This window comes from Asticcacaulis sp. P2_B1 (assembly GCF_056404915.1).
In genome coordinates this window covers 58,450-83,462 of record NZ_JBFUDD010000003.1, presented here as the reverse complement: position 1 = coordinate 83,462, position 25,013 = coordinate 58,450, and the positions used below count along the sequence as shown (strand labels likewise).

At 62.3% G+C, this 25,013-nt stretch carries 24 protein-coding genes; 4 read left to right on the top strand and 20 right to left on the bottom strand.

Annotated features, from left to right (window positions below):
* Nucleotides 1–30 precede the first annotated feature (30 nt).
* Nucleotides 31–297 carry a DUF1653 domain-containing protein gene (locus AC1DX3_RS09565; RefSeq protein WP_476989050.1) on the top strand — a complete coding sequence of 89 codons (267 nt, stop codon included), beginning with the start codon at nucleotides 31–33 and terminating at the stop codon, nucleotides 295–297.
* Complete coding sequence (locus tag AC1DX3_RS09560) at nucleotides 294–638, top strand: hypothetical protein (protein ID WP_476989049.1); 345 nt, start codon at nucleotides 294–296, stop codon at nucleotides 636–638. The genes AC1DX3_RS09565 and AC1DX3_RS09560 overlap by 4 nt, the downstream gene beginning before the upstream one ends.
* Before the next feature lie 11 nt (nucleotides 639–649).
* Here AC1DX3_RS09560 and AC1DX3_RS09555 read toward each other — a convergent pair whose 3' ends face one another.
* From AC1DX3_RS09555 to murC, 4 genes are all read right to left on the bottom strand, one after another.
* Nucleotides 650–931, bottom strand: coding sequence for a hypothetical protein (locus AC1DX3_RS09555; RefSeq protein ID WP_476989048.1), 282 nt, complete (start codon nucleotides 929–931; stop codon nucleotides 650–652).
* Between the two features lie 32 nt (nucleotides 932–963).
* Nucleotides 964–1,761: a dihydropteroate synthase gene (gene folP / locus AC1DX3_RS09550; protein ID WP_476989498.1), complete on the bottom strand. Its 798-nt coding sequence runs from the start codon at nucleotides 1,759–1,761 to the stop codon at nucleotides 964–966.
* A 102-nt stretch (nucleotides 1,762–1,863) separates the two neighbouring features.
* Complete coding sequence (murB, locus tag AC1DX3_RS09545) at nucleotides 1,864–2,769, bottom strand: UDP-N-acetylmuramate dehydrogenase (protein WP_476989047.1); 906 nt, start codon at nucleotides 2,767–2,769, stop codon at nucleotides 1,864–1,866.
* Complete coding sequence (gene murC / locus AC1DX3_RS09540) at nucleotides 2,766–4,205, bottom strand: UDP-N-acetylmuramate--L-alanine ligase (RefSeq protein WP_476989046.1); 1,440 nt, start codon at nucleotides 4,203–4,205, stop codon at nucleotides 2,766–2,768. Before murC ends, murB begins: the two co-directional genes overlap by 4 nt.
* A 139-nt stretch (nucleotides 4,206–4,344) precedes the next feature.
* Here murC and AC1DX3_RS09535 point away from each other — a divergent pair, with 139 nt between their 5' ends.
* Nucleotides 4,345–4,647: a hypothetical protein gene (locus AC1DX3_RS09535; protein WP_476989045.1), complete on the top strand. Its 303-nt coding sequence runs from the start codon at nucleotides 4,345–4,347 to the stop codon at nucleotides 4,645–4,647.
* Here AC1DX3_RS09535 and AC1DX3_RS09530 read toward each other — a convergent pair.
* The 3 genes from AC1DX3_RS09530 to AC1DX3_RS09520 form a co-directional block, all read right to left on the bottom strand.
* Nucleotides 4,644–5,696, bottom strand: a complete 1,053-nt coding sequence (locus AC1DX3_RS09530) for an AI-2E family transporter (RefSeq protein ID WP_476989044.1) — start codon at nucleotides 5,694–5,696, stop codon at nucleotides 4,644–4,646. The genes AC1DX3_RS09535 and AC1DX3_RS09530 overlap by 4 nt on opposite strands.
* A 3-nt stretch (nucleotides 5,697–5,699) precedes the next feature.
* Complete coding sequence (murG, locus tag AC1DX3_RS09525) at nucleotides 5,700–6,848, bottom strand: undecaprenyldiphospho-muramoylpentapeptide beta-N-acetylglucosaminyltransferase (protein WP_476989043.1); 1,149 nt, start codon at nucleotides 6,846–6,848, stop codon at nucleotides 5,700–5,702.
* An 84-nt stretch (nucleotides 6,849–6,932) separates the two neighbouring features.
* Entirely contained in the window at nucleotides 6,933–8,090 is a 1,158-nt protein-coding gene (locus AC1DX3_RS09520) for an FtsW/RodA/SpoVE family cell cycle protein (protein WP_476989042.1), read from the bottom strand.
* A gap of 302 nt (nucleotides 8,091–8,392) precedes the next feature.
* Here AC1DX3_RS09520 and AC1DX3_RS09515 point away from each other — a divergent pair, with 302 nt between their 5' ends.
* Entirely contained in the window at nucleotides 8,393–10,600 is a 2,208-nt protein-coding gene (locus AC1DX3_RS09515; RefSeq protein ID WP_476989041.1) for a GH92 family glycosyl hydrolase, read from the top strand.
* Here AC1DX3_RS09515 and AC1DX3_RS09510 read toward each other — a convergent pair.
* From AC1DX3_RS09510 to AC1DX3_RS09450, 13 genes are all read right to left on the bottom strand, one after another.
* Nucleotides 10,594–11,856: a cation:proton antiporter gene (locus AC1DX3_RS09510; RefSeq protein WP_476989040.1), complete on the bottom strand. Its 1,263-nt coding sequence runs from the start codon at nucleotides 11,854–11,856 to the stop codon at nucleotides 10,594–10,596. The two genes, AC1DX3_RS09515 and AC1DX3_RS09510, sit on opposite strands and share 7 nt — an antisense overlap.
* Nucleotides 11,857–12,135: 279 nt before the next feature.
* Nucleotides 12,136–12,459: a hypothetical protein gene (locus AC1DX3_RS09505; RefSeq protein ID WP_476989039.1), complete on the bottom strand. Its 324-nt coding sequence runs from the start codon at nucleotides 12,457–12,459 to the stop codon at nucleotides 12,136–12,138.
* Between the two features lie 276 nt (nucleotides 12,460–12,735).
* Nucleotides 12,736–14,139 (bottom strand): UDP-N-acetylmuramoyl-L-alanine--D-glutamate ligase, encoded by a 1,404-nt coding sequence (gene murD / locus AC1DX3_RS09500; protein WP_476989038.1) that lies wholly within the window; start codon nucleotides 14,137–14,139, stop codon nucleotides 12,736–12,738.
* Between the two features lie 14 nt (nucleotides 14,140–14,153).
* Nucleotides 14,154–15,266 (bottom strand): phospho-N-acetylmuramoyl-pentapeptide-transferase, encoded by a 1,113-nt coding sequence (gene mraY, locus AC1DX3_RS09495; protein WP_476989037.1) that lies wholly within the window; start codon nucleotides 15,264–15,266, stop codon nucleotides 14,154–14,156.
* 15 nt (nucleotides 15,267–15,281) lie between these two features.
* Entirely contained in the window at nucleotides 15,282–16,667 is a 1,386-nt protein-coding gene (locus tag AC1DX3_RS09490) for a UDP-N-acetylmuramoyl-tripeptide--D-alanyl-D-alanine ligase (RefSeq protein ID WP_476989497.1), read from the bottom strand.
* A gap of 180 nt (nucleotides 16,668–16,847) precedes the next feature.
* Nucleotides 16,848–17,225, bottom strand: coding sequence for a hypothetical protein (locus AC1DX3_RS09485; protein ID WP_476989036.1), 378 nt, complete (start codon nucleotides 17,223–17,225; stop codon nucleotides 16,848–16,850).
* Between the two features lie 284 nt (nucleotides 17,226–17,509).
* Nucleotides 17,510–18,964 (bottom strand): hypothetical protein, encoded by a 1,455-nt coding sequence (locus tag AC1DX3_RS09480; RefSeq protein WP_476989035.1) that lies wholly within the window; start codon nucleotides 18,962–18,964, stop codon nucleotides 17,510–17,512.
* Nucleotides 18,965–19,120: 156 nt separating this feature from the next.
* Entirely contained in the window at nucleotides 19,121–19,603 is a 483-nt protein-coding gene (locus AC1DX3_RS09475) for a hypothetical protein (RefSeq protein ID WP_476989034.1), read from the bottom strand.
* A 216-nt stretch (nucleotides 19,604–19,819) separates the two neighbouring features.
* Complete coding sequence (locus tag AC1DX3_RS09470) at nucleotides 19,820–21,307, bottom strand: UDP-N-acetylmuramoyl-L-alanyl-D-glutamate--2,6-diaminopimelate ligase (protein ID WP_476989033.1); 1,488 nt, start codon at nucleotides 21,305–21,307, stop codon at nucleotides 19,820–19,822.
* Nucleotides 21,307–23,073, bottom strand: a complete 1,767-nt coding sequence (locus tag AC1DX3_RS09465; protein WP_476989032.1) for a peptidoglycan D,D-transpeptidase FtsI family protein — start codon at nucleotides 23,071–23,073, stop codon at nucleotides 21,307–21,309. The genes AC1DX3_RS09470 and AC1DX3_RS09465 overlap by 1 nt, the downstream gene beginning before the upstream one ends.
* The gene (ftsL, locus tag AC1DX3_RS09460; RefSeq protein ID WP_476989031.1) at nucleotides 23,073–23,564 is read right to left on the bottom strand and encodes a cell division protein FtsL; all 492 of its coding nucleotides are present in this window, start codon (nucleotides 23,562–23,564) and stop codon (nucleotides 23,073–23,075) included. Before ftsL ends, AC1DX3_RS09465 begins: the two co-directional genes overlap by 1 nt.
* Nucleotides 23,561–24,514 (bottom strand): 16S rRNA (cytosine(1402)-N(4))-methyltransferase RsmH, encoded by a 954-nt coding sequence (gene rsmH, locus AC1DX3_RS09455; RefSeq protein WP_476989030.1) that lies wholly within the window; start codon nucleotides 24,512–24,514, stop codon nucleotides 23,561–23,563. Before rsmH ends, ftsL begins: the two co-directional genes overlap by 4 nt.
* The gene (locus tag AC1DX3_RS09450) at nucleotides 24,511–24,972 is read right to left on the bottom strand and encodes a division/cell wall cluster transcriptional repressor MraZ (protein ID WP_476989029.1); all 462 of its coding nucleotides are present in this window, start codon (nucleotides 24,970–24,972) and stop codon (nucleotides 24,511–24,513) included. The genes rsmH and AC1DX3_RS09450 overlap by 4 nt, the downstream gene beginning before the upstream one ends.
* Nucleotides 24,973–25,013: the final 41 nt, after the last annotated feature.

The window sequence follows — 25,013 nt, the reverse complement described above, 5'->3', positions numbered from 1 at the left end:
GCAAAAACCAAATCAGGGCAAGGTGCACCCATGATCGCCGATACCACACCGACCTATCAAAGCGCCATCCCGCGTGGCACCTATCGCCACTATAAGGACCGGCTGTACCATGTCTTCGGCACGGTGACCCATTCGGAAACCGAGGAAGTCATGGTTCTCTACAGTCCGCTGTATGAACAGGCCGAGCCGCGTTTGTGGGTGCGGCCGCTGACCATGTTTACCGAGGCGGTCGATACGCCGCAAGGCAGCATGCCGCGGTTTGCCTATGTCGGTGAAGATGTCGAGGACGCCCTGTGAGCCGGTGGAATGAACTGGTCCCCGAGGCCTTTGCAGATCGCGACCATCCGATCCTGAAAGCCATGCGCGGCACCCTGATCCTGGTCCGGCTTAACCAGATCGGGCCCGAGGACGAATTGCAAAGCACCGAGATCCTGGCAGGCAGGTTGATCCGCGCCAATCGCTCGGACGGTTTCGTGCTGTCGCTGGTGGGCAAGAAATCAGGTCAGGAACTGTTCCTGCCGCTGGTGCCGGCGGCTTTCGTGCTGCAACCGCCCGGTCGCTATCAGCTGAGCTGCGGCACGATCATCCACAATCCGATGTTCCTCGGCGCCTTCGATATCTACCGGCCCATAAGTTAATCCCCGGCTCTCTACTCATCGTAATTGACGCCGTCCCAGTCTTCGCGCTGTAACAGGTATTGTCCCGGCCACACGCCCTTGCGCGTCCGCCGACAGCGCGGACAGGTTTCCGAATGCTTCTCACCGGGAAAATAGAAAAAACTGCCCTCGTGCTCGCCCTTGGTGTCGATATGCTTGCCGCAGCGCGGGCATAACAGGAAGAACTGCGATACCGCGATGATAAAGAAGGCGAACGAGAACAGGAGCGGCGCAACACCGCTGAGCGCGCCGACGAGACATGCTGTCAGCAACACAAAGTAAACCAGCGCCCGCCAGTGATAGCCCGTCATCCGTCGCCCAAAGCCCTCGACACGCGCAGCGCCTGTTTCATCGCCTGTACGTCGTGCACGCGCACCATCTTGGCACCATTCGCCAAAGCATGCAAATGCACGGCGATGGTAGCCCCCAACCTGTCTTCCGGCCCCGAGGGCTCGACACCGTCGCGTTCTTCCAGGGCGGCGATGAATCGCTTGCGCGACGCCGCCACCAATAACGGATAGCCGTGGCCGCTGAGGCGCGCCGTGGCGCGGATCAGGGCGAGGTTATGCTCCAGGGTCTTGCCGAAACCGATACCGGGATCGAGCCAGATATTCTCACGCGAGACACCGGCACGCTCGGCGACCTGGGCGCGTTCCAGCAAATAGGATTCGACCTCCGCCACCACGTCTTCGTAATAGGGGTTGGATTGCATGGTGCGCGGCTCACCCTGCATATGCATCAGAATGATATCCCGGCCGCTGCGGGCGGCGATTTCCAAAGACTCGGAACTGTGAGACAGGGCGCTGACATCGTTCCAGATTTCGGCGCCGGCCTTGAAGGCCTCTTCGGCCACTTCGGGCTTCAGCGTGTCGATACTGATGGGCGTATAGGTCGTCTTGGTCAGGGCCGAGATCAGCGGAACGACGCGATTGATTTCTTCTTCCAAGGTGACCGGATGCGCGCCGGGCCGCGTCGACTCGCCGCCGATATCGAGCACGTCGGCGCCGTCGTCGATCAATTGCCGGGCATGCGCCAGGGCATTTTCAAAGCCGATAAAGCGGCCGCCGTCGGAAAAGCTGTCGGGCGTGACATTGACCACGCCCATAATCAACGGTCCGCGCGCAGCATAGAGTTCGAGCAAATTCACCTAACGCGGCCCTCAGTCCCTTAGGGAAGCTTAGCGTGATTCATGAAAGATTGAAGTGTCTTAACTTGCCTTGCCCAGACGCTTGATTTCCCAGTGCAAATCTATGCCCTGCTGGGTCAGCACGTCGGCGCGGACAGCCTCGCCCAGACCTTCCAGGTCGGCCGCTGTGGCGTCGCCGGTATTGATCATGAAGTTGGAATGCAGTTCGCTGAACTTGGCGCCGCCGAACAACTTGCCACGCCAGCCGGCCTCGTCGACACATTGCCAGGCCGACTTGCCCGACGGGTTCTTGAAGGTCGAACCGCCGGTCTTTTCACGGATCGGCTGGGTGGTTTCGCGCCGCTCCGTGATGGCCTCCATGCGTTCGGTGACCGCCGCCGCGTCATCGGGTGTGCCCTGGAAAACGGCCTGCATCCAAACGATACTGGGGTCGATTTCGGTGTGGCGATAGGTGAAGCCGAAATCGGCATTGTCAAAGACGCGCATTTCGCCGGTACGATCAAAACCCCATGCCGTCACCAGAACGTCCTTGGTTTCACGACCGTAACAACCGGCGTTCATCGTCAGGGCGCCGCCGATGGTGCCGGGAATTCCGGCATAGAATTCAAGGCCAGCTAAACCGGCCTTGGCCGCCGCCCTGGCAACCATGCTGTCCAACGCGCCTGGTCCAGCTATAATCTGGTTGCTTTCCGTATCGACGTGAATTTCCGCGAAGGTTTTGCCGGCTAAACGTATAACGACACCGTCGACGCCTCCGTCACGAATGATCACGTTGGAGCCGACACCAAGATAGGTCACAGGTACGGCGGGGTCCAAGGCTGCGAGAAAACCGGAGAGGTCAGCTTCATCAGCGGGAATAAAAAGAACCTCGGCCGGTCCACCAACGCGGAACCAGGTGAACGGCGCCAAGGCCTCCCCCATGACTAATTTGCCGCGTACGTTCGGCAGCTTACCTAACCAGCTCATGCTTGCTTGCCAGCTTTTTGGGCTTCCAATTGGCCCGGCAGGGCATAGGCCCATGCCGTGATATCGCCGGCGCCGAGACAGACGACGATGTCGCCCGACTTGGCCTCGCCGGCGACGATGCCGGCCAGGGCTTCGGGGCCGTCGAGTGCGATGGCGTTGCGGTGGCCGAACCGATGCAGGCCCTCGACCAAAGCGGCCTTGCTGACACCCTCGATCGGTTGTTCGCCGGCGGAATAGACGTCGGCGACGATGACCGTATCGGCGTCGTGGAAACACGACGAGAACTCGTTCATCAGGTCGCGCAGGCGGGTATAGCGGTGAGGTTGGACCACCGCGATAACACGTCCGTTGGTAACCTGGCGCGCGGCCTTCAGCACCGCAGCGATCTCGACCGGATGGTGGCCATAATCGTCAATGATACGGATGCCGTCGACAATTCCGGTTGTCGTGAAACGTCGTTTGACGCCGCCGAACGCACCCAGACCCTTGCGGACATCGGCTTCGGACACGCCCAGCTCGCGCGCCACGGCGATGGCCGCGGTGGCGTTGGAGACATTGTGATTGCCGGTCATCGGCAGTTTGATCTTTTCCCAGGTGAAGGGCTCGACACCCGACGGCGAGAAGATGACGTCGAAACAGGCACCGTCCGGACCGAAGTCGATATTGGCGCAACGCACCTCGGCCTGGGGGGATACGCCGTAGGGGATCAGACGGCGGTTCTCGACCTTGGCCGACAAGGCCTGGACCTCGGGATGGTCGATACAGACGGCGGCAAAGCCGTAGAAGGGGATGTTCTCGACGAAATCGACGAAGCCCTTTTTGACCGCTTCGAAATCGCCCCAGTGGTCGAGATGTTCGGCGTCGATATTGGTGACAATCGCCAGGGTCGATTTCAGGCGCAGGAACGAGCCGTCGGACTCATCGGCCTCGACGACGATCCACTGGCCATCGCCGACCTTGGCATTGGTGCCATAGGCGTTGATGATGCCGCCATTGACCACGGTCGGGTCCATGCCGCCGGCATCGAGCAGGCAGGCGACCATCGAGGTCGTGGTCGTCTTGCCATGGGTGCCGCCGACCGCGATGGAAAATTGCAGGCGCATCAGTTCGGCCAGCATTTCGGCGCGGCGCACCAGTGGGATACGGCGGCGGCGGGCTTCGACCATTTCCGGATTGTCGGATTTGACCGCCGTCGAATAAACCAGGGCGCAGACGCCCTCGGTGACGTGGGAGGCCTCATGGCCGATGAAGATTTTGGCGCCCTGTTTTTCCAGGCGTTCCGTATTGGCCGAGGCCTTCGCGTCGGAGCCCTGCACGCTGTAGCCGATCTTCAGCATGATCTCGGCGATGCCGCTCATGCCGATGCCGCCGATGCCGACGAAATGGACAGGACCGAGGTCGAAAGGGGTCGGGCGCAGCTTGGAAGGTTTAGCCATGGAGGAGGTCACACGCGATACGAATTTGAGGAAGGCATTGGCTTTAGACCAAGTCGCGGGACCTGTCACTTATCCTTTTTGCGGCTTTCTTCCGGCACGAAATTGTGAGAGGATTACGGTCTCGTACGCAGGACTTTCCATGGGCAAGATCACCATCTCCGTTGACGAAGCGACCGCCAATCTGCTGCATCAGCAGGCGGAGACGATGTCGGCAGCTATATCTCCGAACTGGTTCGCCGGGATTTGGAGCGCAAGGCCGCCGAAGCAGAGTTGGGGCGAATGTTGGACGAAGCGGATGCCAGCGGTTTTAGCGAAAAAACGGTCGAGGATATTTGGGCCGACGCCGAAAAAAGGCATCAAGCTAAGCACGCCTGACTATCGCCTTAGCCAAGATTTTGAACGCATCCTGCATCAAAGCCAGGACCCGCTGCGCCATCTCTAATCCGCTTGCGCCTTCGGTTCCCCCGTCGCCGTGCCGTCGCGGTCCTTGAGATAACGCGTGACCAGGGTGTGGGCGACGACGGTCATCGGCAGGGCGAACAGCACACCGACCGGCCCGAGCAGGCTGGCGAACCCGATCACGGCGAACAGGGTCAGCACCACCGGTACAGAGGCGATCCGGCGCTGGACGAAGGGCGTCAGGAAGTTGGCCTCGGTCTGCGACACAGAGAAATAGACGACGAAGGTCCAGATCATCGGTTCGACGCCACCGACGCCGGCCAGAAGCAAACCCGTGCAGGCGGAGACGGTCGGACCGACAAACGGTACGAACTGCGTCAAGCCGGCCAGCAGGCCGAGCGCCAGGGCCGAACGCAGGCCGACGATCGACAAGCCGATACCGACGAGAATGCCGACCACAATCATCGAAATGAACTGCGCGATAAACCACAAACGCAGGGCCTGACCGGCCGCGTTCATGGCGTCGCGCAATTGTTCATGGTGCCGCGTCGGGAACAGCACGACGACGCCGTCGCGATAACGGCCGGGATTCATGGCCAGGATAATCCCGGCGATCATGGCGATAAAGGCGTCGGCTGCGCTCGACAGGATATTGCCGGCAATGGCCGGCAGGCTGGACATGGCGCCGCTGGCCTGTTGGCCCAGGGCCGCGACCTGAGCCTGGATGACGCGTCCGACCTCGCTGCTCTGCAAGCGGAGTTGCAGATTGGCCCAGGCGGCCGGCAGTTCGCTGATCAATATCTGGGTCTGCTCGGTTAATTCGCGGCCAAACAGGTAAAAGGTGGTGGCGATCACAGCCAGCAGAACGACCAGCACGATGGCGACGGCGAACTGTGGCTTGATCGGCGTGTAGCGAATTAAGGGTTCGGCCAGGCCGCGCAGGACGGTGGCGATCAGCACGGCGCCAAACACGACCAGCCACAGATTGAACAGCTTCAACACCAGGAAGGCCAGGGCGACGATCAGCACGATCGCGAGCACGCGCTGGATAAAGCCGATATCGACCGCAGCCTCATTCTTTTTGACAGTCATGGCCTATCCCTTCACGGTCTTGACGGTGCGTTCGACCAAATCGGCCAGCAGCTTGGCGGCGTCGGGCCGCGCCACCGACTTGGCGGCCTTGGCGCGCATAGGCAGAAGCTCGGCGCCTTCGATCAGGCTGCGGATTTCGTCGCACAGGCGTTGCGCGGTGAATTCCTGTTCCTTGATAACGATCGCGGCCTTGGCGTCTTTCAGAACCTCGGCGTTCCAGGTCTGGTGATCGTCGGCGGCGATCTTGAGCGGGATCAGGATCGACGGCTTGCCGGCAACGGCCAATTCGCACACGGTCGAGGCCCCTGCCCGGCCGATGACAATATGGGCCCGCTCCAGCCGTTCGGCCATATTGTTGAAGAAGGGCGCGACCTCGGCATCGATTTCGGCCAGGTCGTAGACCGTCTTGGCATTGGCCGCCTGCTCTTCGCGCGCCTGCTGCTCGACATGGAGATTGATGCGCAGGATGATCGGCAGCATGGCCAGGGCCTGAGGCACGGTCTCCGACAGGATCTTGGCGCCCTGGGAGCCGCCGGTGACCAGGATGCGGATCGTCTTGTCGATCTCGGGATAGGGCACGTCATAAAGCGCGCGGATATCGGGCCGGACAGGATTGCCGACGACCTGGACCTTGCCCTCCAGTTCGGGCGGCGCCATGCGCAGGACCGGAAAAGCGCAGGCGACGGCGTCGACCTTCTTGACCAGTTGCCGGTTCGAACGCCCCAGCACCGAGTTCTGTTCGTGGATCAGGGTGACGTCCTTGCGCCCCAGCGCCGCCATCAAAGCCGGATAGGACGGGTAGCCGCCGAAGCCGATGACGGCCCAAGGTTTCAGCCGGGCGAAGGCTTTGCGCGCCTGCAGGATGCCAAGGCCGATCTTGATAGCCGCCCGTGCCATGCCGATGGGATCGCCGGCCTTGAAGGTCGCGGCTTCCAGCGACAACCGTTCGATGGCCGGAAAGTTGTCGGCATAGGCGGCGCCGCGCGTATCGGACGCCAGCACCACGCGCCAGCCGCGGGCGATCAGCTCGCGCGCCAGGGCTTCAGCCGGGAACATGTGCCCGCCGGTCCCGCCGGCGGCGACGACAGCCAGGGGCGTTTCAGCGAAGGAAGAAGCCTTGCGGCGCGGTTTGGGTGCTTTGTCGGTGGCCAAGTGTCGTCCCCGGGAGTGGTTCGCCAGTTAGGCGTTAACGACGCGACCATAGCGAGTCACGTATAAAAAGCTAAGGCCTTTTCTCTACCATTTTGTGGGATCGTCGGGCGTGACTTCTTCCTGGCGCTTGCGCGTAAGAGCAAGGATAAAGCCCAGGCACAGTCCCATGGCCAGCATGGACGATCCGCCATAGGAGATGAACGGCAGGGTCATGCCCTTGGGCGGGATGAGGCCGAGATTGACGCTGACATTGATCAGGACCTGCATGCCCAGCATGATGTAGAGGCCCGAGGTCGCGATCTGGCGGAACGGGTCCTGCATAGCCATGGCCTTCAACAGGCCGCGCACAACGATAAAGCCGAATATGCCGATCAGGATCAGGGTCAGCCACAAACCGTATTCCTCGGCCACCACCGAATAGATGAAGTCGGTATGCAGGTCGGGAATGTGCTTTTTCATCACCCCTTCGTTCAGACCCTTGCCCCACAGCCCGCCATTGGCGATGGCGGCCTTGGCGGCATTGACCTGGTAGCCGCTGTCGGCGTCGGGCTGGATGAAGCCGAGGATGCGGTTGCGGAAGTGCGGCTGGATGAAGAACAGGCCGACCAGGCCGGTGCCGGCGGCGCCCAACATGCCGATGATCCAGCGGAACGGGACGCCCGAGATAAAGAAGCAGGCGCCGAACGCTACCGTAATCAAGATGGATTGACCGACATCGGGCTGGATCAGCAGCAACATGATGGCGAAAGCGTAGAGGATAAAGGCGACGGTGACGCCGGGCACGCCCTTGCCCTTCTGGCCTTCCGAGAACATCCAGGCGATCAGCACGATCAGGGCGGGCTTGAGGAATTCCGACGGCTGCAGGGCGACCGGCCCCAGTTCGAGCCAGCGCCGGCCGCCCTTGGCGGCGTGACCGATCAAAGGCAGCAGGGCCATGATGGAGATGGCGCCGCCATAGACGAGGACGCTGACGCGCTTGATGCCCTTCAGCGACAACATCGAGATCATGACCATGCCGACAGCCGTCATCAGGGCGAAGACGAAGTGGCGCTTGGTGTAATAGATGGGATCGTAGGCGTCGGTATGGGGCGCGGCGATTGGCGATGACGAGAACGAGAAGAAGAAGCCGAGCGCCAGCAGGATCAGGGCCAGGGTCAGGGTCACGCGATCGAGCGTCCACCACCACATGGCGGTCGGCGACCGGTCGGTACGCGTGAACGGATGAGCATAGGCCTGGGTCATGGACGCAACCGGATTGTACAAATGAAACTTCAGGATTCAGCAAGTCACGGTTAATTTTCGATTAACCACACCGGCGAATCCTTAACCCCGGCCATCACAAAGGCTTGTCTTTCCAGCGATTGACCGTAGGTTGGGCTTAATACCAATGGTCATAAAAATGACCATTGGTATTAAGCTGGCTTTATGCTCAAACGCCGCAGGGCTCCTCGCATAGGCTCGGGCGGGCGCTTGCCCGCTGCCAACGGCAATGAGCGAAGCCAATTCGCCGTTGGTATAATAACAAGTTGTTTCGGGAGGACGGCATGAGGTTGACGACACTGGTAGTGGCCTGCCTGGCCATCAGTACACCGGCATGGGCGCAGACACCCGATGTGACGGGTAATGTCGATCCGTTTATCGGATCGACCGGCGGCGGCAATGTCGTGCCTGGCGCCTCGGTCCCCTTCGGTTTCGTCAATTTCAGTCCCGACACGGCGCACGGTGACACCAACGGCTATGACGACTGGTCGCCGGTTGTCGGGTTCGGGGTCACCCATGTCTCGGGCACGGGCGGCAATTCGAAATACGGCAATTTTCGCGTTACGCCGACGACGGGCGAGGTCAATCCGCGCAATTTCGCTTTTCACCGTGTTGCTGAAAACGCCACGCCCGGCGCCTATTATACGACCCTTGAGACGCCGGGCGGGGAGATCCGCACGGAACTGACCGCCACACGACGGGTCGGCGTGTCGCGGCTGACCTTTCCCAAAGGCGTGCCGGGCAATGTGATTATCGACGTCACCTCGGCCGTGCAGTTGGGCGGCAACGGCCCGAAAGCCACGGCCGGCCATGTCGAGGTTCACGCCGACGGCGCGCTCTCCGGCTGGGCCAGTTTGACCGGTGGCTGGAACCCGGCGCCGTATAAACTCTATTTCTATGCCGTCTTCGATCGCACGCCCCAGGCGTCCGGTTCCTGGACCGCCCAGCAGGGTCAATCCAGCGTGACCCCCGGTGTCGGCGTGAAAGACGGCGGCGATCAACGCGCCATGATTTCCAACCGGCTGGGCGCCTATGAGACCTTCGATACCGCCGCGGACAATACGGTCGAGATGAAGATCGCCGTTTCCTTCATCAGCGAAGACCAGGCGCGCGCCAATCTCGATGAGGCGCCGGGCTGGGATTTCGACGCCCTGCGCGATCACGCCCAAAGCGAATGGAACGACGCCCTGTCGCAGCTATCGGTGACCGGCGGTACGGCCGACCAGCGCAGGATCTTCTACACCGCGCTTTACCGCACCCACACCATGCCACATGACCTGAGCGGCGAGAATGTGTGGTGGCAGAGCATCGAGCCGCATTACGAGGATTTCTACACCCTGTGGGACACCTTCCGCACGGTCAATCCGCTGATGACCCTGATCCAGCCGGATCGTGAACGCGGCATGTTACGGTCACTGCTCGACACCTACCAACACACCGGCTGGCTGCCCGACGCTCGCGTCGCCGGCGCCAACGGCTCCACCCAGGGTGGGTCGAACGGCGACGTCGTGGTGGCGGACGCCGTCGTCAAGCATCTCGGCGGATTCGACGAGAACCTGGCCTATGAGGCGATCAAGAAGGACGGCGATGTCGACTCGCCCGATCCGATGGCGGAGGGCCGCAGCCTGAAGGACTATCTCGCCTTGGGTTACATGCCGCTCAACGAGACCCGGTCGGGGTCGCGGACCATGGAATATGCCTATGACGACTTCGCCATTTCGGAAGTCGCCGCAGCCCTTGGTCACAAGGACGACGCGGCGCGCTTCGCCAAGCGCTCGCTGGGCTGGCGGCTACTGTGGGACGCCAAGCTGGCCTGCATCCATCCGCGCTATGCCGACGGTGCCTGGCTGGAAAATTACGACTGCGCCTATAGTTATCCCGACAGCACCATGCCGTGGTGGGACGGTCCCTATTACGAAGGCAATGGCCTGCAATATTCGACCTTCGTGCCGCACGACACGGCCGCCCTGATCGAGCGCACGGGTGGCACGGCCGGGTTCACGGCCTGGCTCGACAACATCTTCGACAACGGTCATTACGATCAGGGCAATGAGCCCGACCTGCTGGCGTCTTACCTCTATATCCACGCCGGCCGGCCCGACCGCACCGCCGAGCGCGTGCGCGCTATCATGGCCAAGAACTATCGCACGACCCATACCGGCCTGCCCGGCAATGACGACGCCGGCACCATGTCGGCCTGGTATGTATGGAACGCCATCGGGCTGTACCCCAGCGCTGGCCAGCCCTTCTACTATATCGGCTCGCCGGTGTTCGACAGCGCGACGATCAAGCTGGAGGGCGGCAAGACCTTTACTGTTGTGGCGCACGGGACGTCCGAGGCCAATCTCTATGTCCAGGCGGCGCGGCTAAACGGCAAGGCCATTGATCGCGCCTGGCTGAGCCACGATGAGATCATGGCCGGCGGGACCTTGGAACTGGATATGGGCGCCAAGCCGTCGGCGTGGGCGCAGGCGTTCGTCGCGCCTCAGTGAAGCGTCGGCGCCGGGGTCAGGCGCTTGACCAGGGCCGCGATGCTGCCGCCCTGGACGAGGACCGAGAACAGCACGATGACATAGGTGGCGGCCAGGATGATGGTGCGGGCGTCGCTGCTGGGGAGCGACAGGGCCAACGCAATGGCGATGCCGCCACGCAGGCCGCCCCACACCAGGACCGGTACCGCCAGCTTGCCCAGGGACAGGAAGGGCCGCAGGGCCGTCATCGGAATCACCACCGAAATGGCGCGGACGATCAGCACCATCGGCACCGCGCACAGGCCGATCAGGATCAGGCGCATATCCTTCGAGATGGCGATGACTTCCAGCCCGATCAGCAGGAACAGCACGGCATTGAGGATTTCGTCGATCAGCGCCCAGAACTTCAGGACATAGTCGCGGGTGACATCGCTCATCACCTTGTCGACGCCGATATTGCCGATGATCAGGCCGGCGACCGCCATGGCGACCGGTCCGCTGACGCCCAGGGCCTGGCCCAAACTATAGCCGCCCATGACGACGGCCAGGGTGATGATGACCTCGACATTGTAATCGTCGATACGGCTCATGGCCCATAATGCTCCGGCACCGATCAGGGCGCCCAGCACGATGCCACCGCCGGTTTCGCGGACGAATTCCACGGCGGCGTGGGTTGCCGACATCTCACCGGAGCCCATGGCGGCGGCCAGGACGATAGTGAAGATGACGACACCGACGCCGTCATTGAACAGGCTTTCGCCGGCGACGGTGGCTTCGAGAGCCGGCGGCACCGCGGCGCGTTTCAGCACGGCGATGACGGCGACCGGATCGGTCGGCGAGACCAGGGCGCCGAAGACGAAACACCAGATCAGGGGCACCGGCAGGCCCAGCATCTGGCTCAGCCAGAAGAAGCCGAAGCCGACCAGGACGGTCGAAGCGATGGTCCCGACCGTGCTCAGGACCAGGACCGGCCAGAAGCCCTGGCGCAGGTCGTGCCAGCGGATGTGCATGGCGCCGGCGAACAGCAGGAAGGACAGCATGCCGTTCATCAGGGTGGTGTGGAAATCGATATGGTCGAGGAAGTCGGCCACGCCCTGGGCGAGGTTGCCGCCGGGCATGAGATGATCGGCCAGGATGACCAGCAGCGAAGCGATCGCGCCCATGGCGGTCAGTCCGACGGAGGCCGGCAGCTTGAAGGTGCGGTGGTTGATATAGCCCAGGACGGCGGCCAGCACGATCAGGACAGCAGCGGCATCGAAGGCGGACAAATGGGTCATGAGTCGGTTTTAGCAGGCGGCTATTCCTGGGGCTATCGAAACCGGATCAGTGCGGCCGATTTTCGAGTGCTGGCAAGGTGTGGCCGCGATTCGGAGTGGATGTGGCCTCTGTTCACCGAAACCGACGCTCCGAATGAACGTCCATCATGAAATCAATATTGATTTTCAGGCAGGCCTGAGCCATTCGACAACGGCGGCAGAGCAAGGTCCAGGTTCACGGATTTGGTAGTATAATACTATGAAAAATCGGACCTCACCCATCCGGAGTGTCGACCATCCTCAGTCGCTGAAGTGGCGGGCGGCGGCGGGCCGCGACTTGGGCTTGGGCTTGGCGGTGCCCTTGAACAGGCTGAACCACACCGGCAGGCAGCCTATGCCCATCAGGAGATACATCAGCCACCAGCTGCCGATGGCCGCAACGACTTGCGGGTCGAGATGGACGCCGTACAGCGTGGCGCCGGCCGGCGGCATGGCCATGCCCGGCATGTCGGCCATGTCCGCTGTTCCGTGCGGCGCCATGGCGTTCAGTTGATAATTCACCCAGGCCAGCGACAAAAACACCGGCGCACACAGGAAGCGGATGACATTGCCGATGAATTTCATAATCGTCGTCCCTGTTGACCTTTGTGAACAGGATGCCAGAGGCAGTCGTCCGCGTCCAGACCAACTCGCCCGTCAGGAGAAGCTTGGGTGTAGGCGAGCATGCGGCAAAGTAGAAACCCCACCACCACGCCCTGCGGGCGCGGTCCCCCTCCCCGGCAAGCGGGGAGGCTCAGATATTCTTGATCCACCCGCTTGCCGGGGAGGGGGACCGCACGACGAAAGCGCAGCTTTCTAGATGCGGTGGTGGGGTGTCTTGCTGCCTTATGCTGTGCAGCGCTACGCCCTAACGCCGACCTTGATTTCTTYGACGGCCTCGCGGAAGGCATCGCCGCGGGCTTCGAAATCGGCGAATTGATCGAACGAAGCGCAGGCCGGCGAAAACAGCACGATCTCTTCCCGGCCGGATTTTTCAGCCTCGGCATAGGCCTGGGCGACGGCGGTGAAGAGATGGCGAGACTGGGTGCAGGGCGCCGCCTTGCCGATCGTCTTTTCGAACAGCTCGGCCGCCTCGCCGATCAGATAGGCGTGCTTGATTCGCGGGAACAAATCGCTGAGTTCCTCGATGCCGCCGGCCTTGGCGCGGCCGCCGGCGATCCAGAAAAATTGCTCGAAGCTCGACATGGCCTGGCGCGCCGCGTCGGCATTGGTCGCCTTGGAATCGTTGATAAAGCGGACGCGGCCGATACGGCCGATTTCCTGCATGCGATGCTCCAAACCCGGGAAGGAGCGCATGCCGGCGACGATGGCGTCGACATCGAGGCCCAGAGCCTTGCAGGCCGAATAGGCCGCGGCAGCGTTTTGCCAGTTGTGGCGGCCCGTCAGGGTGCGCACCTCTTTCAGGTCGATGATCTGACGCGTACGCACGCTGGTGCCGTCATAGAGCACGCCATTCAAGGCATAGACGCCGTGGCCAAGCGTGCGGCGCGCCGAAATCGACACCAGCTTGACCGGCGAATTGACGCGCATGTCGCCGATCAGGGCCGGGGTATAGTCATCGTCGGCGCCGATGACCGCGGTTTGTTTCGAGCTCTGGGCCATGAAGATGCGCTTCTTGGCCTTGATATATCCTTCCATGCCGCCGTGGCGATCGAGGTGGTCGGGCGTGATATTGGTCAACACGCTGACGTCGGGCGAAAAGCTCATGGTCAGGTCGAGCTGATAGGACGAGGTTTCGATGACATAGATCGAGCCGGCATGCATGTCGGGCAGGTCTAGGATACCGATGCCGATATTGCCGCCGACATGGACGTCCTTGCCGGCCGATTTCAGGATATGGCCGATCAGGGCGGTGGTCGTCGACTTGCCGTTGGTCCCGGTGATGGCGACGGTCTTGGGGCGCTTATTGGCCGGCAGGCAGGCGAGTGTACGGGCGAACAGCTCGATATCGCCCATGATCGGGACGCCGGCCGCCTTGGCCATGCCGACGGTCCAATGCGGCACCGGGTGGGTCAGGGGCACGCCGGGCGCCAGGATCAGCGCCGCGAACTCCGACCAGTCGGCATTGTGCAGGTCTTCGACCGTGAAGCCTTCCTTGGTCGCCGCCAGCACGGACGGCAGCTTGTCGTCCCATAGGATCGGCTCGGCGCCGCCGGCCTTCAATGCCCGCGCCGTCGACAGCCCCGATCGTCCCAGACCGAATATGGCGACCCGCTTGCCTTCGAAACCCTTGACCGTAATCATGATACTATCTCAAACTATCGCAGTTTCAGCGTGGCGAGACCGACCATGGCCAGCATGGCGGCGACGATCCAGAAGCGGATGACGACGGTCGATTCCGCCCAGCCCAGCTTCTCGAAATGGTGGTGGATGGGCGCCATCAGGAAGACGCGCTTCTTGGTCAGTTTGAAATAGCCGACCTGGATCATGACCGACAAGGCTTCGACGACGAACAGGCCGCCGATGATGGCGAGGACGATTTCGTGTTTCAGCGCGATAGCGACGGCGCCGAGACCGCCGCCCAGGGCCAGCGAACCGGTATCGCCCATGAAGATCTTGGCCGGCGGGGCATTGTACCACAAGAAGCCCATGCCGCCGCCGATAATGGCGGCCAGGATGACGGCGACTTCACCGGCGCCGGGGACGAAGTGGATGATCAGGTAGGAGGCGAACTTGGCGTTACCGACCAGGTAGGCGATCAGGGTAAAGGCGCCGGCGGCGATCATGACCGGCACGATGGCCAGACCGTCCAGGCCGTCGGTCAGGTTGACCGAGTTCGACGCCCCGACGATCACCACCGCGCCGAAGACGACGTAGAAATAACCGAGATCGAAGATGATGTTCTTGAACACCGGCACGACCAGGGAGGTCCCCAGATGCGGCGCATCGGCCGGCTCGGGCGAGTAATACATCAGCACCAGGACGGCGACGACGGCGATGGCGATCTGGGCGATCAGCTTCTGGATCGAGGTCAGACCGGCCGAGGTCTGCTTGGTCACCTTGGCGTAATCGTCGATGAAGCCGAGGACGCCGAAGGCCATGGTGACGCCGAAAACGACCCAGGCGGCGGCGGAATGCGGATCGGCCCACAATATGGTGGCGACGGCGATCCCGGCCAGGATCATCAGCCCGCCCATGGTCGGCGTGCCCTTCTTGGTCAGCAGGTGGGTCGACGGGCCGTCCTCACGGATCGGCTGGCCCTTGCCTTGTTTCGAGCGCATCCAGTTGATGAAGCGCGAGCCCATGGCGACGGCGACGATCATCGCCGTAATCATGGCGAGGAAGATACGCACGGTCTGATAACGCATCAGATTGATCAGCGGCCAGTGCTGGTGCAGGCTGTTGACGTGCTCGTACAGCAAATAAAACATAGAAAGTATGGTACCTTATTCCGCCAGCAGGGCTTTGGCGATCAATCCGGCTTTCGAACCGTTGGAGCCCTTTATCATGACCACGTCCCCCCCTTGCAAGTCCTGTTTCAAGGTATCGACCAGTTCGGCCGCCGTCGGCGCATAGCCGCCATGCATAGGAGACGGTAAGGCGTTCCACAGGTTCCGCATCAGGGGCCCTGCCAGATAGACGCGATCCACGTCCAGGCCTGCGATCACGGGCGCGAGCGAAGCGTGCAAGGCGGCTTCGTCGGGCCCGAGTTCGAGCATGTCGGTCAGGACGACAATTTTGCGTGATCCTTCGGGCTTGTCGCGGCCGCCCAGGGAGTTCAGGGTGGCGGTCATCGACATCGGATTGGCGTTATAGCTTTCGTCGATCACGGTCAGCTCGCCGTCCTTGAAGGGTTTTGTGACGACCTTGCCGCGGCCGTCGAGGGCGGCAAAGCCTTCCAGCGCGTCGATCGAGGTCTCGAGATCGACATCGAGAGCTTCCAGCATCAACAGAACCGCCATGGCGTTGAGCGCTTGATGGTGCCCGGTATGGGCCAATTGGAAATCCAGTTCGTTGCCGTGGAACCGCGCCTGGATTTCGGCATGGTCGCCGACGATGCGGTGCGACACCAGACGGGCATCGACACCGCCGCCTTCGCCGAAAGCGGCGACCAGGGCGCCGGCCTCGCGGGCGCGCTGGCTTAAGAAATCGAACCACGGATTGTCGGCATTGAGAATGGCCAGGCCGCCGGGCAACAGGCCGTCGAAGATCTCGGCCTTGGCGCGGGCGACGCCGGCCTCGCCGTCGGGGAAGTTTTCGGTATGGACGCCGCCGACCGTGGTGATCACTACGGCATGGGGCGCGACGAATTCCGCCAGGGGTGTGATCTCGTCGGCGTGGTTCATGCCGATCTCGAAAACGGCGCGTTCGGTATCGGCCGGCATGCGCGCCAGGGTCAGGGGCACACCGATATGGTTGTTGAAGCTCTTGATGGCCGAATGGGCGCGGCCGGCGCGGGTCAGGCCCTGCATGACCATCTGGGTGACGCTGGTTTTACCGACCGAGCCGGTGACGGCGCCGCGTTTGGCGCCGACGGCGCGTTTCCGCGCGAAGACAGCCATGTCTTCCAGGGCCTTTTGCACATCGGGGACCAGAAGGCAGGTACCGCCGGGGATGGGCCGGCGGGTGACGGCGATCGCGGCGCCGGACTGGAAGGCCTGGGGCACGAAATCGTGGCCGTCGCGTTCGCCTTTCAGCGCCAGGAAGATATCGCCGGGCAGGATGGCGCGGCTGTCGAAATTGACTCCCGACGCGGCGCCGCTCAGGGCGCCTGTGAGAGTTCCGCCGGTGGCGCTGGCCAGGTCTTCAAAGGTCCACAAAGGCGTCGTCATCACGCGGCAAATCCTGTTACTAAGCGATTTGCCATTGAACCTGACTCATCGTTTTAGGCAAGACGGGTGGTGCGTTCGGTCACCATTTATTGAGGATGGAATAGCGGCGGTATTCTGCCCTACATGCGAGCAGAAATTGCGATTTAAGGTTTTGAAGCAGGTTCGAAGGGATGTGTCCACCTAAATATACAGACAAACGTCGTCGCAGTCTCTGCGACAACACTTACGCGGTAAGCATATTTCTAATTTGCTGCAACAATATCGCCCCAGACCTAGCGTCTCCATTTTATACGCCTTTTCTGCGTCGCCAGACATTTTCTTTATCTCCACAAATACGCCCTCGTTATCGATCATATCTTTGCAATATTCTATGCCGTTATTAATCTCGATAAAACCAGATTCTAAGTCCAAGCGGTCATCAGAGGTAAAGCGATCAGGCGCAAGCAAGACCACAAATGCAATGGTTTCCTTCAGTTCTTTAATAGTTTTTGAATCCACCCTCATTGCATACTCCTTAAAATACTGTTTTTGATCCACCAATTTGAGATGGCCTTGCAATTCTCACTCTTTCCCCACCTGAGAACGTTCTGAAGTCTTGCACTTGCGGCGTAAAAATCGACTGCCATTGAACCTGACTCATGGCGTTAGGCAAGCCGACGTTGACCACTTAATCCATACCGGAGCCACGCCTGGCCGCGCGCTGTGGGTTTATTGACGCATAACCCGCTCCGGTGAGTCGAAAACGATTGGCTTTCGAGCACCCGCCGCGACGTGTACATGGGTACACGAGCAAGGGCGCGCAGGAAGACGGCCGTTTGCAGACCTCCGGAGTAGGGTTAGGCTCAATAAACCGGGCAGGACATCCAAGTGTAGGCCCGCGCCCATGAGATCCCCATCGATCTGACCATAACGAAACCGTGGGATTCCGCCGGGCCGTTCTGCAGGACCGAGCAGTTGTTCATATAGATGTTCGACGGGATAAAGTCGTCGACGCGGTTGCTGGTCAGGCTGCCGTCGTCGTTGAGCGAGACATTGGCGACGTCGTAGCTGGTATAGCTGCCTTCGTAGAGGTGATCGTCGGTGCGGGCGCGTTCATTGAGCACCACCACCGTCGCCGAGCTTTGGTGGCTCTTGCGCAGATATTCGCGGGCGGCGTTGAAACAACCGGCATCATGGTCGTCGTGGTGATCGCCGCCGGCATTGCCGTCATGACGATCGCCGCCACCCTTATGGTCGTCACCGCGGCCGAAGTCGTGGCGATCGCGCCAGTCGCGGTGTTCCGAACAATCGACAATGAAATAGTCGTCGCCATAGGCTTCGTAGGTGTCGGCCGGCACCGGAGCCGCCGGGGCGCCGCAGCGGTTGAGCGCCTTTTCGGTGACGTACAAGCCGTCGCTATATTGTTCGATATACCAGCCGACGTCTTCGACGGCATAACAGCCGTCCTGACCGGTCAGGGTCGCCTTGTCGAACCAGCGGCTGTCGGCCTTGAAGCCCTTATTGCCCTTGCGCTTCATCACCCATTGATCGATTTCGGAGGTGGCGAGAATATCGCCGTCTTGCACGGCGTGGCGAGCGGCGATCAGGTCGAGTTCGCTGGTGCCGGGGTTTTGCTGCATGAACATGACGGCGGGTTGGGCGCAATAGGTGGTTTTCAGGCTGTACTGCGGATCGCAGGTGGCGCCGGGCACGGCGAGATAACGGCGCTGGCCTTCCAGCAGGGCCATTTCCGAGCGATGCCAGCCGCCCGAGTTGGAAACCAGATCCGGGCCTTCGGGTTGATAAGGGCCATTCGGTGTGTGCGGCCCGCCGTCACAGACGACCAGCTGGCTTTCCTGGGCGACATAGGGGCCGTTGGCACCGATGATATAGCCGACGTCTTCGCCGTTGAGCGCATAGCAGTTGCGCGGCACCATGACATTGGAGGTGGCGAACGGCAGGGCGGTGGCGTGCAGGCCGTCCGTGCCCTGCGTGACATCGTAAAGGGTATAGTCGCGGCCATAGACGCCCGCGACGCGGCCACCTTTGCTGGTGTCGTGGCTGAGGCCCAGGACGCGGGCATGGCCGGTAAAGGCCGTCGCCACCTTGTCGAAACACGGACCGCCGGGGATCGGTTGCGCCTTGGCCGGACAGCCGGCGCGCGGGGTGGCGGTCAGTACCTGGCCGCCGGTGACTTCGCGCACCACGCCGAACTCGGCCGGACGGACCAGTTGCGGCTGAGTCGACTGGGCGTAAGCACCAAACGGCAGCATGGCAAGAAGGCTTGCGCCCGCCAGCAGATGAAAAGACCTGAACATGAAAAACCCCTGAATATCCGTCGAGACCATGACTTACCCGGCGACGGTTTTCAAGTTGCCTATTCAGGCATGCCCCTACCCCGCCGGATAAGCTTAGCTTGCGCCGCCGGCCATGAACGGCGACTGAACGGCGATGACACGCGCCGGTAAGGCAACTCAGCCCGGCGCCAGGGCCGTCAGATCGACACCGAACGGGCCATTGACATAGTTGCAATCGGCATTGCCGTTGCCGTGATGGAACGTGCCGGAAAAGCGCACGGGCTGGTCGTATTGCAGGTTCATCAGGGTGGCGTAGAGCGGATCCTTGGCCTGCATGGCCTCGTCGAGATGGATCTTGCCGCCGATGACGATGTCAAAGGCCGCCGTCTGGTCCACCGACGAAACGCGCACCTCGCCCACGCGGCCGGTCCAGTCGCTGAAGGCGCCCAGCTTGCCGAAGGCGGCGCAGAAGGCCTGGACGTCGTCCTGGCTACGCGGCAGGGCGAGGAAGGCGGCTTCATCGGCGGGCATGGTATCGGCGGCGGCCGTTGGGGCGGGCCCCGGCGCGGTGGTTGACGAGGCGGGTTGCGGCACGTCCGGTGCGCGCTGGCAGCCGGCGAGCGCGACGGCGAGGATTGCGAGGGTGATGAGGGTCCGCATGTCACGCTTCCTTGTTTGAGATGTCACCGTAGTGGCATAGGCACCGAGGAAGCAAGAAGGTTTATCCGCAGATTAACGCAGATTTTAAGCGGTGATTTTTCAGAGCATTAATGGCGAAGGCGGGAACTTAGGCCTGGTCCCCCATGGGCAAGTATAAAGCCGTGAAAAATCACCGCTTAAAATCTGCGTTAATCTGCGGATGAGCTATTCTTGGCTCTAAGCGTTCAATGCGGCGCGGACGACACTGACATCGTCAAACGGCAGGATCTTGTCGCCGATGATCTGGCCTTGTTCGTGGCCCTTGCCGGCGACCACCAGGACGTCGCCCGATTTGAGACCGGAGACAGCTTCGAAGATGGCCTTCTTACGGTCGCCGATTTCGACGGTCTTTGAGTCCATGCCGGCCAGGACCTCCTTGCGGATGGTGGCGGCGTCTTCGGTGCGCGGATTGTCGTCGGTGACGATGGCGCGGTCGGCCAGGCGATCGGCTATGCCGCCCATCAGCGGCCGCTTGCCCTTGTCGCGGTCGCCGCCGCAGCCGAACACGCAAACCAGCTTGCCCTGGGTGTGCGGACGCAGGGCTTTGAGCACGGTTTCCAGCCCGTCGGGGGTATGGGCATAGTCAACATAGACCTCGGCGCCGTTGCGCTTGGCACCGACGCGCTCCAGCCGGCCGCGGGCGCCTTTCAACTGCGACAGGGCATGGATGACCTTGCCGGCGTCTTCGCCCGCCGCGATGCATAGGCCCGCCGCGACCAGGGCATTCGACGCCTGGAAGAGACCGGCGAGCGGCAGCTTGGTCTCGTAGCTCTTGCCCTGATAGTCGAGATAGAGGATCTGGCCGTCGACGGTGAGGTCGCGGCCGGTCATGCACAGATGACGCGAACGCTCGCCGACGCTCATGACGTTGAGGCCCGACAGGATCGACATGGCGGCAAAGGCGTTATAGCTGTCGGAATCGGCGTTGAGCACGGCGGTCTTGCCGCGCGGCAGCAGCTGTTCAAACAGGCGCAGCTTGGCGGCGCGGTAGGCGTCCATGGTGGCGTGATAGTCGAGGTGGTCCTGGGTCAAGTTGGTGAAACCTGCCGCGCTCAGGGAGACGCCGTCGAGGCGGCGTTGGTCGATGCCGTGCGACGACGCTTCGAGCGCCAGGTGGGTGACGCCGTCCTCGGCCAGGTCGGCCAGGTGACGAGCCAGGTCGGCGGCGTCGGGCGTGGTCAGGCCGGGACCGGTGACGGCGGTTTCCGTGCCGTCAATCCCTTGCTTGACGACGCCGAGCGTCCCCATGCTGGCCGAACGATGGCCGAGCGTGGCGAAGATTTGGCGGCAGAAGGTGGCGACGCTGGTCTTGCCGTTGGTGCCGGTAATGGCGACGCAGGTCTTGGGCTGGGCGCCGTAAAAGGCCTTGGCGGCCAGGGCATAGGCGCGGCGGACGTCGTTGACCTTGACCAAAAGTGACGAGTCATTGTCGACGGTCGTGCCATCCGGCGCCAATATGGCCGCGGCGCCCTTGGCGAGGGCCTGGGGGATGTAGTCGCGCCCGTCATTACCGGTGCCCGGCGTCAGGCCCGGCAGGGCGCAGAACAGCGTGCCCTCCCCGACCTTGCGGCTATCCGCCGTGATCCCGGTGACGACCGGATCGTGATCGAGATCACGACAGAGAATATCCGACAGCCGGATATCGGGCTTACGCTTTACTGACATCAGTGATCATCCCCAGTCTGATCTTCGGCAACGATGGGCGACTTGTCCCATTGTGCCGTCGTGAACTTGTCGTCCTTGCGCATCACGCCGAGGAAGGGCGCGATACGGTCGATGACGCGACCCGCCACCGGCGCCGCCACTGCCCCACCCAAACGCGATCCCTGACTCATCGGCGAACCATGCGGCGAGTCGAACATAATTTGTACAAGATATCGGTCACCGTCCACAGGCCCGTCGGTCGGGAAGACCGCGGCGAAGGACGAAATCAGGGCCGTGGCGTCGTAACCGCCGCGGGCCGAAGGCTTTTGCGCCGAACCGGTCTTGCCGCCGACGCGCAGGCCGGGGGCGTTGGCGCGGCCGCCGGTGCCCTTCAGCACATTGGTGCGCATCAGGTCGAGCATGGTGCGCGAGGTCGCCGCCGAGAAGACGCGGTTTTGGGCGAGCGGCGCGCCGGGCGCATATTTCTTGATCGTCAGCGGCCGCAGGTAACCGCCGTTCAGCACGGCGCCGACGGCCTCGGCATAGGACAGCGGTGTAATCGCCATGCCCTGACCGAAGGCGCTGTTGGCCAATGAGCCTTCCGACCAGGTCTTGGGCAGCAGCGGCGAGGCCGGCTCGGTCAATTCGATATCGGCCGAGCGGAACAGGCCCAGCGCCTCGTAATATTTCGTCATCGAATCGATGCCGGCATTGAGCGCGACGTGCGAGGTGCCGATATTGGACGACTGGATAAAGACGTCTTCCAGGCTGAGAACCGGGTGCTTGGAGTGCATGTCGTGGATCAGGCGGTTGCCGACGCGCAGGGGCTGGCTGACGTCATAGGTCGAGTTCAGAGAGGCCGTGCCGTTATCGAGGCCGGCAGCGATCGAAATGACCTTGAAGATCGAGCCGACTTCGTAGCGATCGACGGCGGCGTGGTTGCGTTTGGCGGTTTCGCTATAGGCGCCCGGGCGGTTGAGGTCGAAGTCCGGCCACGACGCCATGCCCAGCACTTCACCGGTGCGGACATTGGTGACGATACCGATGGCGCCGACCGACTGGGTGTCGATGGCCATGGCGCGGATCTCGTTTTCGAGCGCGCCCTGGACGCGCAGATCCATGGCCAGTTGCACCGGTTGATCGTGGATGGCGCCGGCGACGATCTGATCCTGCAGGGCCAGTTCGGCGCCCGACATGCCTTCGCCGAAACGCTTGGTCATGCCGATATAGGAGGCGCCGGTAACGCCCAGCGGATAATCGCGGACGCGCAGGGCTTCGAAGGTGATCCCCGGAAGGCCGTAGTTGAGGATACGATCGCGGGTGGCCGCGGTAAGACTGCCGGTTAGCAATTGCCGCGCGCCCGACTTGAAGGCTTTGTCGATCTGCTCGCGCGGCAGGTCGGGGAAGATCTGGGTCAGGGCGGCGCGGACGAAGGGCCGGTCGCCGGCCACCATGTCGGACGGGTCGACGAAGAGATTGTAGTCGTTGACGTCGGTGGCCAGCAATTGGCCGTTGCGGTCCACGATGACGGCGCGGGCATTGGGCTCACCGGTCAGGGCGGCGATCTGGCCGGGCGAACCCGACAGGGAGGCGCGAGCGGCAAAGATGGCCAGGATGACATAGGCGAAGCTGAGGCCCACCAGGACGGCGAACAGGCGCATCCGCGTGCTCGACGCCTTGACGCCCGAGGCATTGGCGCGCTCGAAGGCATGTTCGACCTTCCACACGCGGTCGGCTACCCATTGAAAGCCGGATTGGGTCGACTGAAACAGGGATTCAACACTCATCAGTGGCCCCCTGGCTGGGTGGGTTTGGCCGGTTGCGCGGGTTTGGCCGTTGGGGCTGGCTTGGTGGGCGCGGCCTGGGTCGCATCGGTAGAGATCAGGGCGTCCTCAGGCGTTTCCGCAACCGGGGCAGGCGCCGCCGGGGACGGTTGACCGGCGACTGGGCGCGAGGTCGTGTGCGAAATTTCGGCTAGGTTGTCGAGGCCGGCTTCATGGGTCGGCGATACCGGCTTCATGCCGAGATATTGGGTCGCCAGGGCTTCGAGACGTTCCGGGCGCTCCAGCTTGGCAACCTCGACCTGCAGGMCGCCGACCGCCGTCTTTTCATCGGCGATCTGCTGATCCAGCTGGTTCATGCGGCGGATGTCCTCGCCCTCACGTGCCTTCGACAGGCAGACCCAGAAGATCATGGCCAGCGCCAGGGTCAGGCCGATCAGCTCGATCAGGCGGATGCCGCGGACGCGCTTGTCGAACAGGGCCGAAATGACGTTCATGAGTGCACCTGTGAGGGAGTCTGCGTGCGCTTGGCCGCGCGCAATTTGGCCGAGCGCGAGCGCGGATTGACGGCGATTTCGGCGTCCGAGGCGAGAATGGCCTTGCGCGTGATCAGGTCGTAGACGGGCTGGCGCAGGTCAACCTTTTGCGGGGCATAACGCGAGCCGGACGGCATGCGGCCGGCTTTTTCGTTGAAGAAGTTCTTGACGATGCGGTCTTCGAGCGAATGGAAGGTCACCACCGCCAGGACGCCGTCGGGCTTGAGCAGGGTTTCGGCCATGTCGAGCGCGCGTTCCAGCTCGCCCAGTTCATCATTAACAGCGATGCGCAGGGCTTGAAAGGTACGGGTGGCGGGATGGACAGGCGCCCCGCGGCGGCCACCGAGCGCGCGTTCGACCACTTCAGCGAGGTCGAGGGTACGCTCGAACGGGCGCTCCAAACGGCGCTTGACGATGGCGGCGGCGATACCGCGCGACTTGTGTTCCTCGCCGTAAAGCCAGATGATATGGGCGATCTCGTCCTTGTCGTCATCATTGACGATATCGGCGGCGCTGCGGCCATCGACGCTCATACGCATGTCGAGGGGCCCGTCGCGCATGAAGGAAAAGCCGCGTTCGGCCTCGTCGAGCTGCATTGACGACACGCCGATATCGAGGACGATGGCGTCGCAGGAGGCGTGGCCCAGTTCGGCCAGGCCCTCGGCCATCTCGGAGAAGCAGCGGTTGACCCATTGGAAGCGGTCGGGGAATTCGCCGCGCAAGGCTTCGACATAGGGCATGACGCGGGCGTCGCGATCGAAGGCGATGACGCGGGCGCCGCCCAGCAGGAAGGCGCGCGAATAGCCGCCGGCGCCAAAGGTACCGTCGACGATCAGCTTGTCCTGGAGATTGCCCAGCACGCCCAGAACTTCGGGCAGCATGACGGAGATATGGGCCTGGGTCTCGGTCATTGGAATTTGGCCTCGCGTTTGGCGAAGGCTTCGGCGACCAGTTTGTCCTGTTCCGCGGCATAGGCGGCATAGGCAGCGGGCTCCCAGATCTGGAAGCTGTCGCCCATGCCGGCGATCACGACATCGCCGCTTAGCTTGAAGGCCTCGCACAATTTTTCCGGCAAGGTGATGCGGCCGGCGGTGTCGAAGCTCAGCCGATGCATGGAGGCATAGAAATGCTTCTGCATGGCGGTGCGGGTCGGGGACATCTTCGGATATTCTTCAATCACGTCGCGGCACGTCGCAAAAAAGGCGGCCCCGCCGCACTCGAGGCACGCGGCGTTGATCGCAGCAAAACAATACAAGCCTTCGAAAGCATCCACCCCGTCGTGGGGTTTCAATGCGGTCGCGCGGAAATCCGACGGCACAAGGAGGCGCCGCTTGGTATCCAGTTGCTTCTCGTGGGTCGAGAGAAACACGCGCCCCATCAGGCCGTTTTAGCCCGCTCCCTGGCCCACTG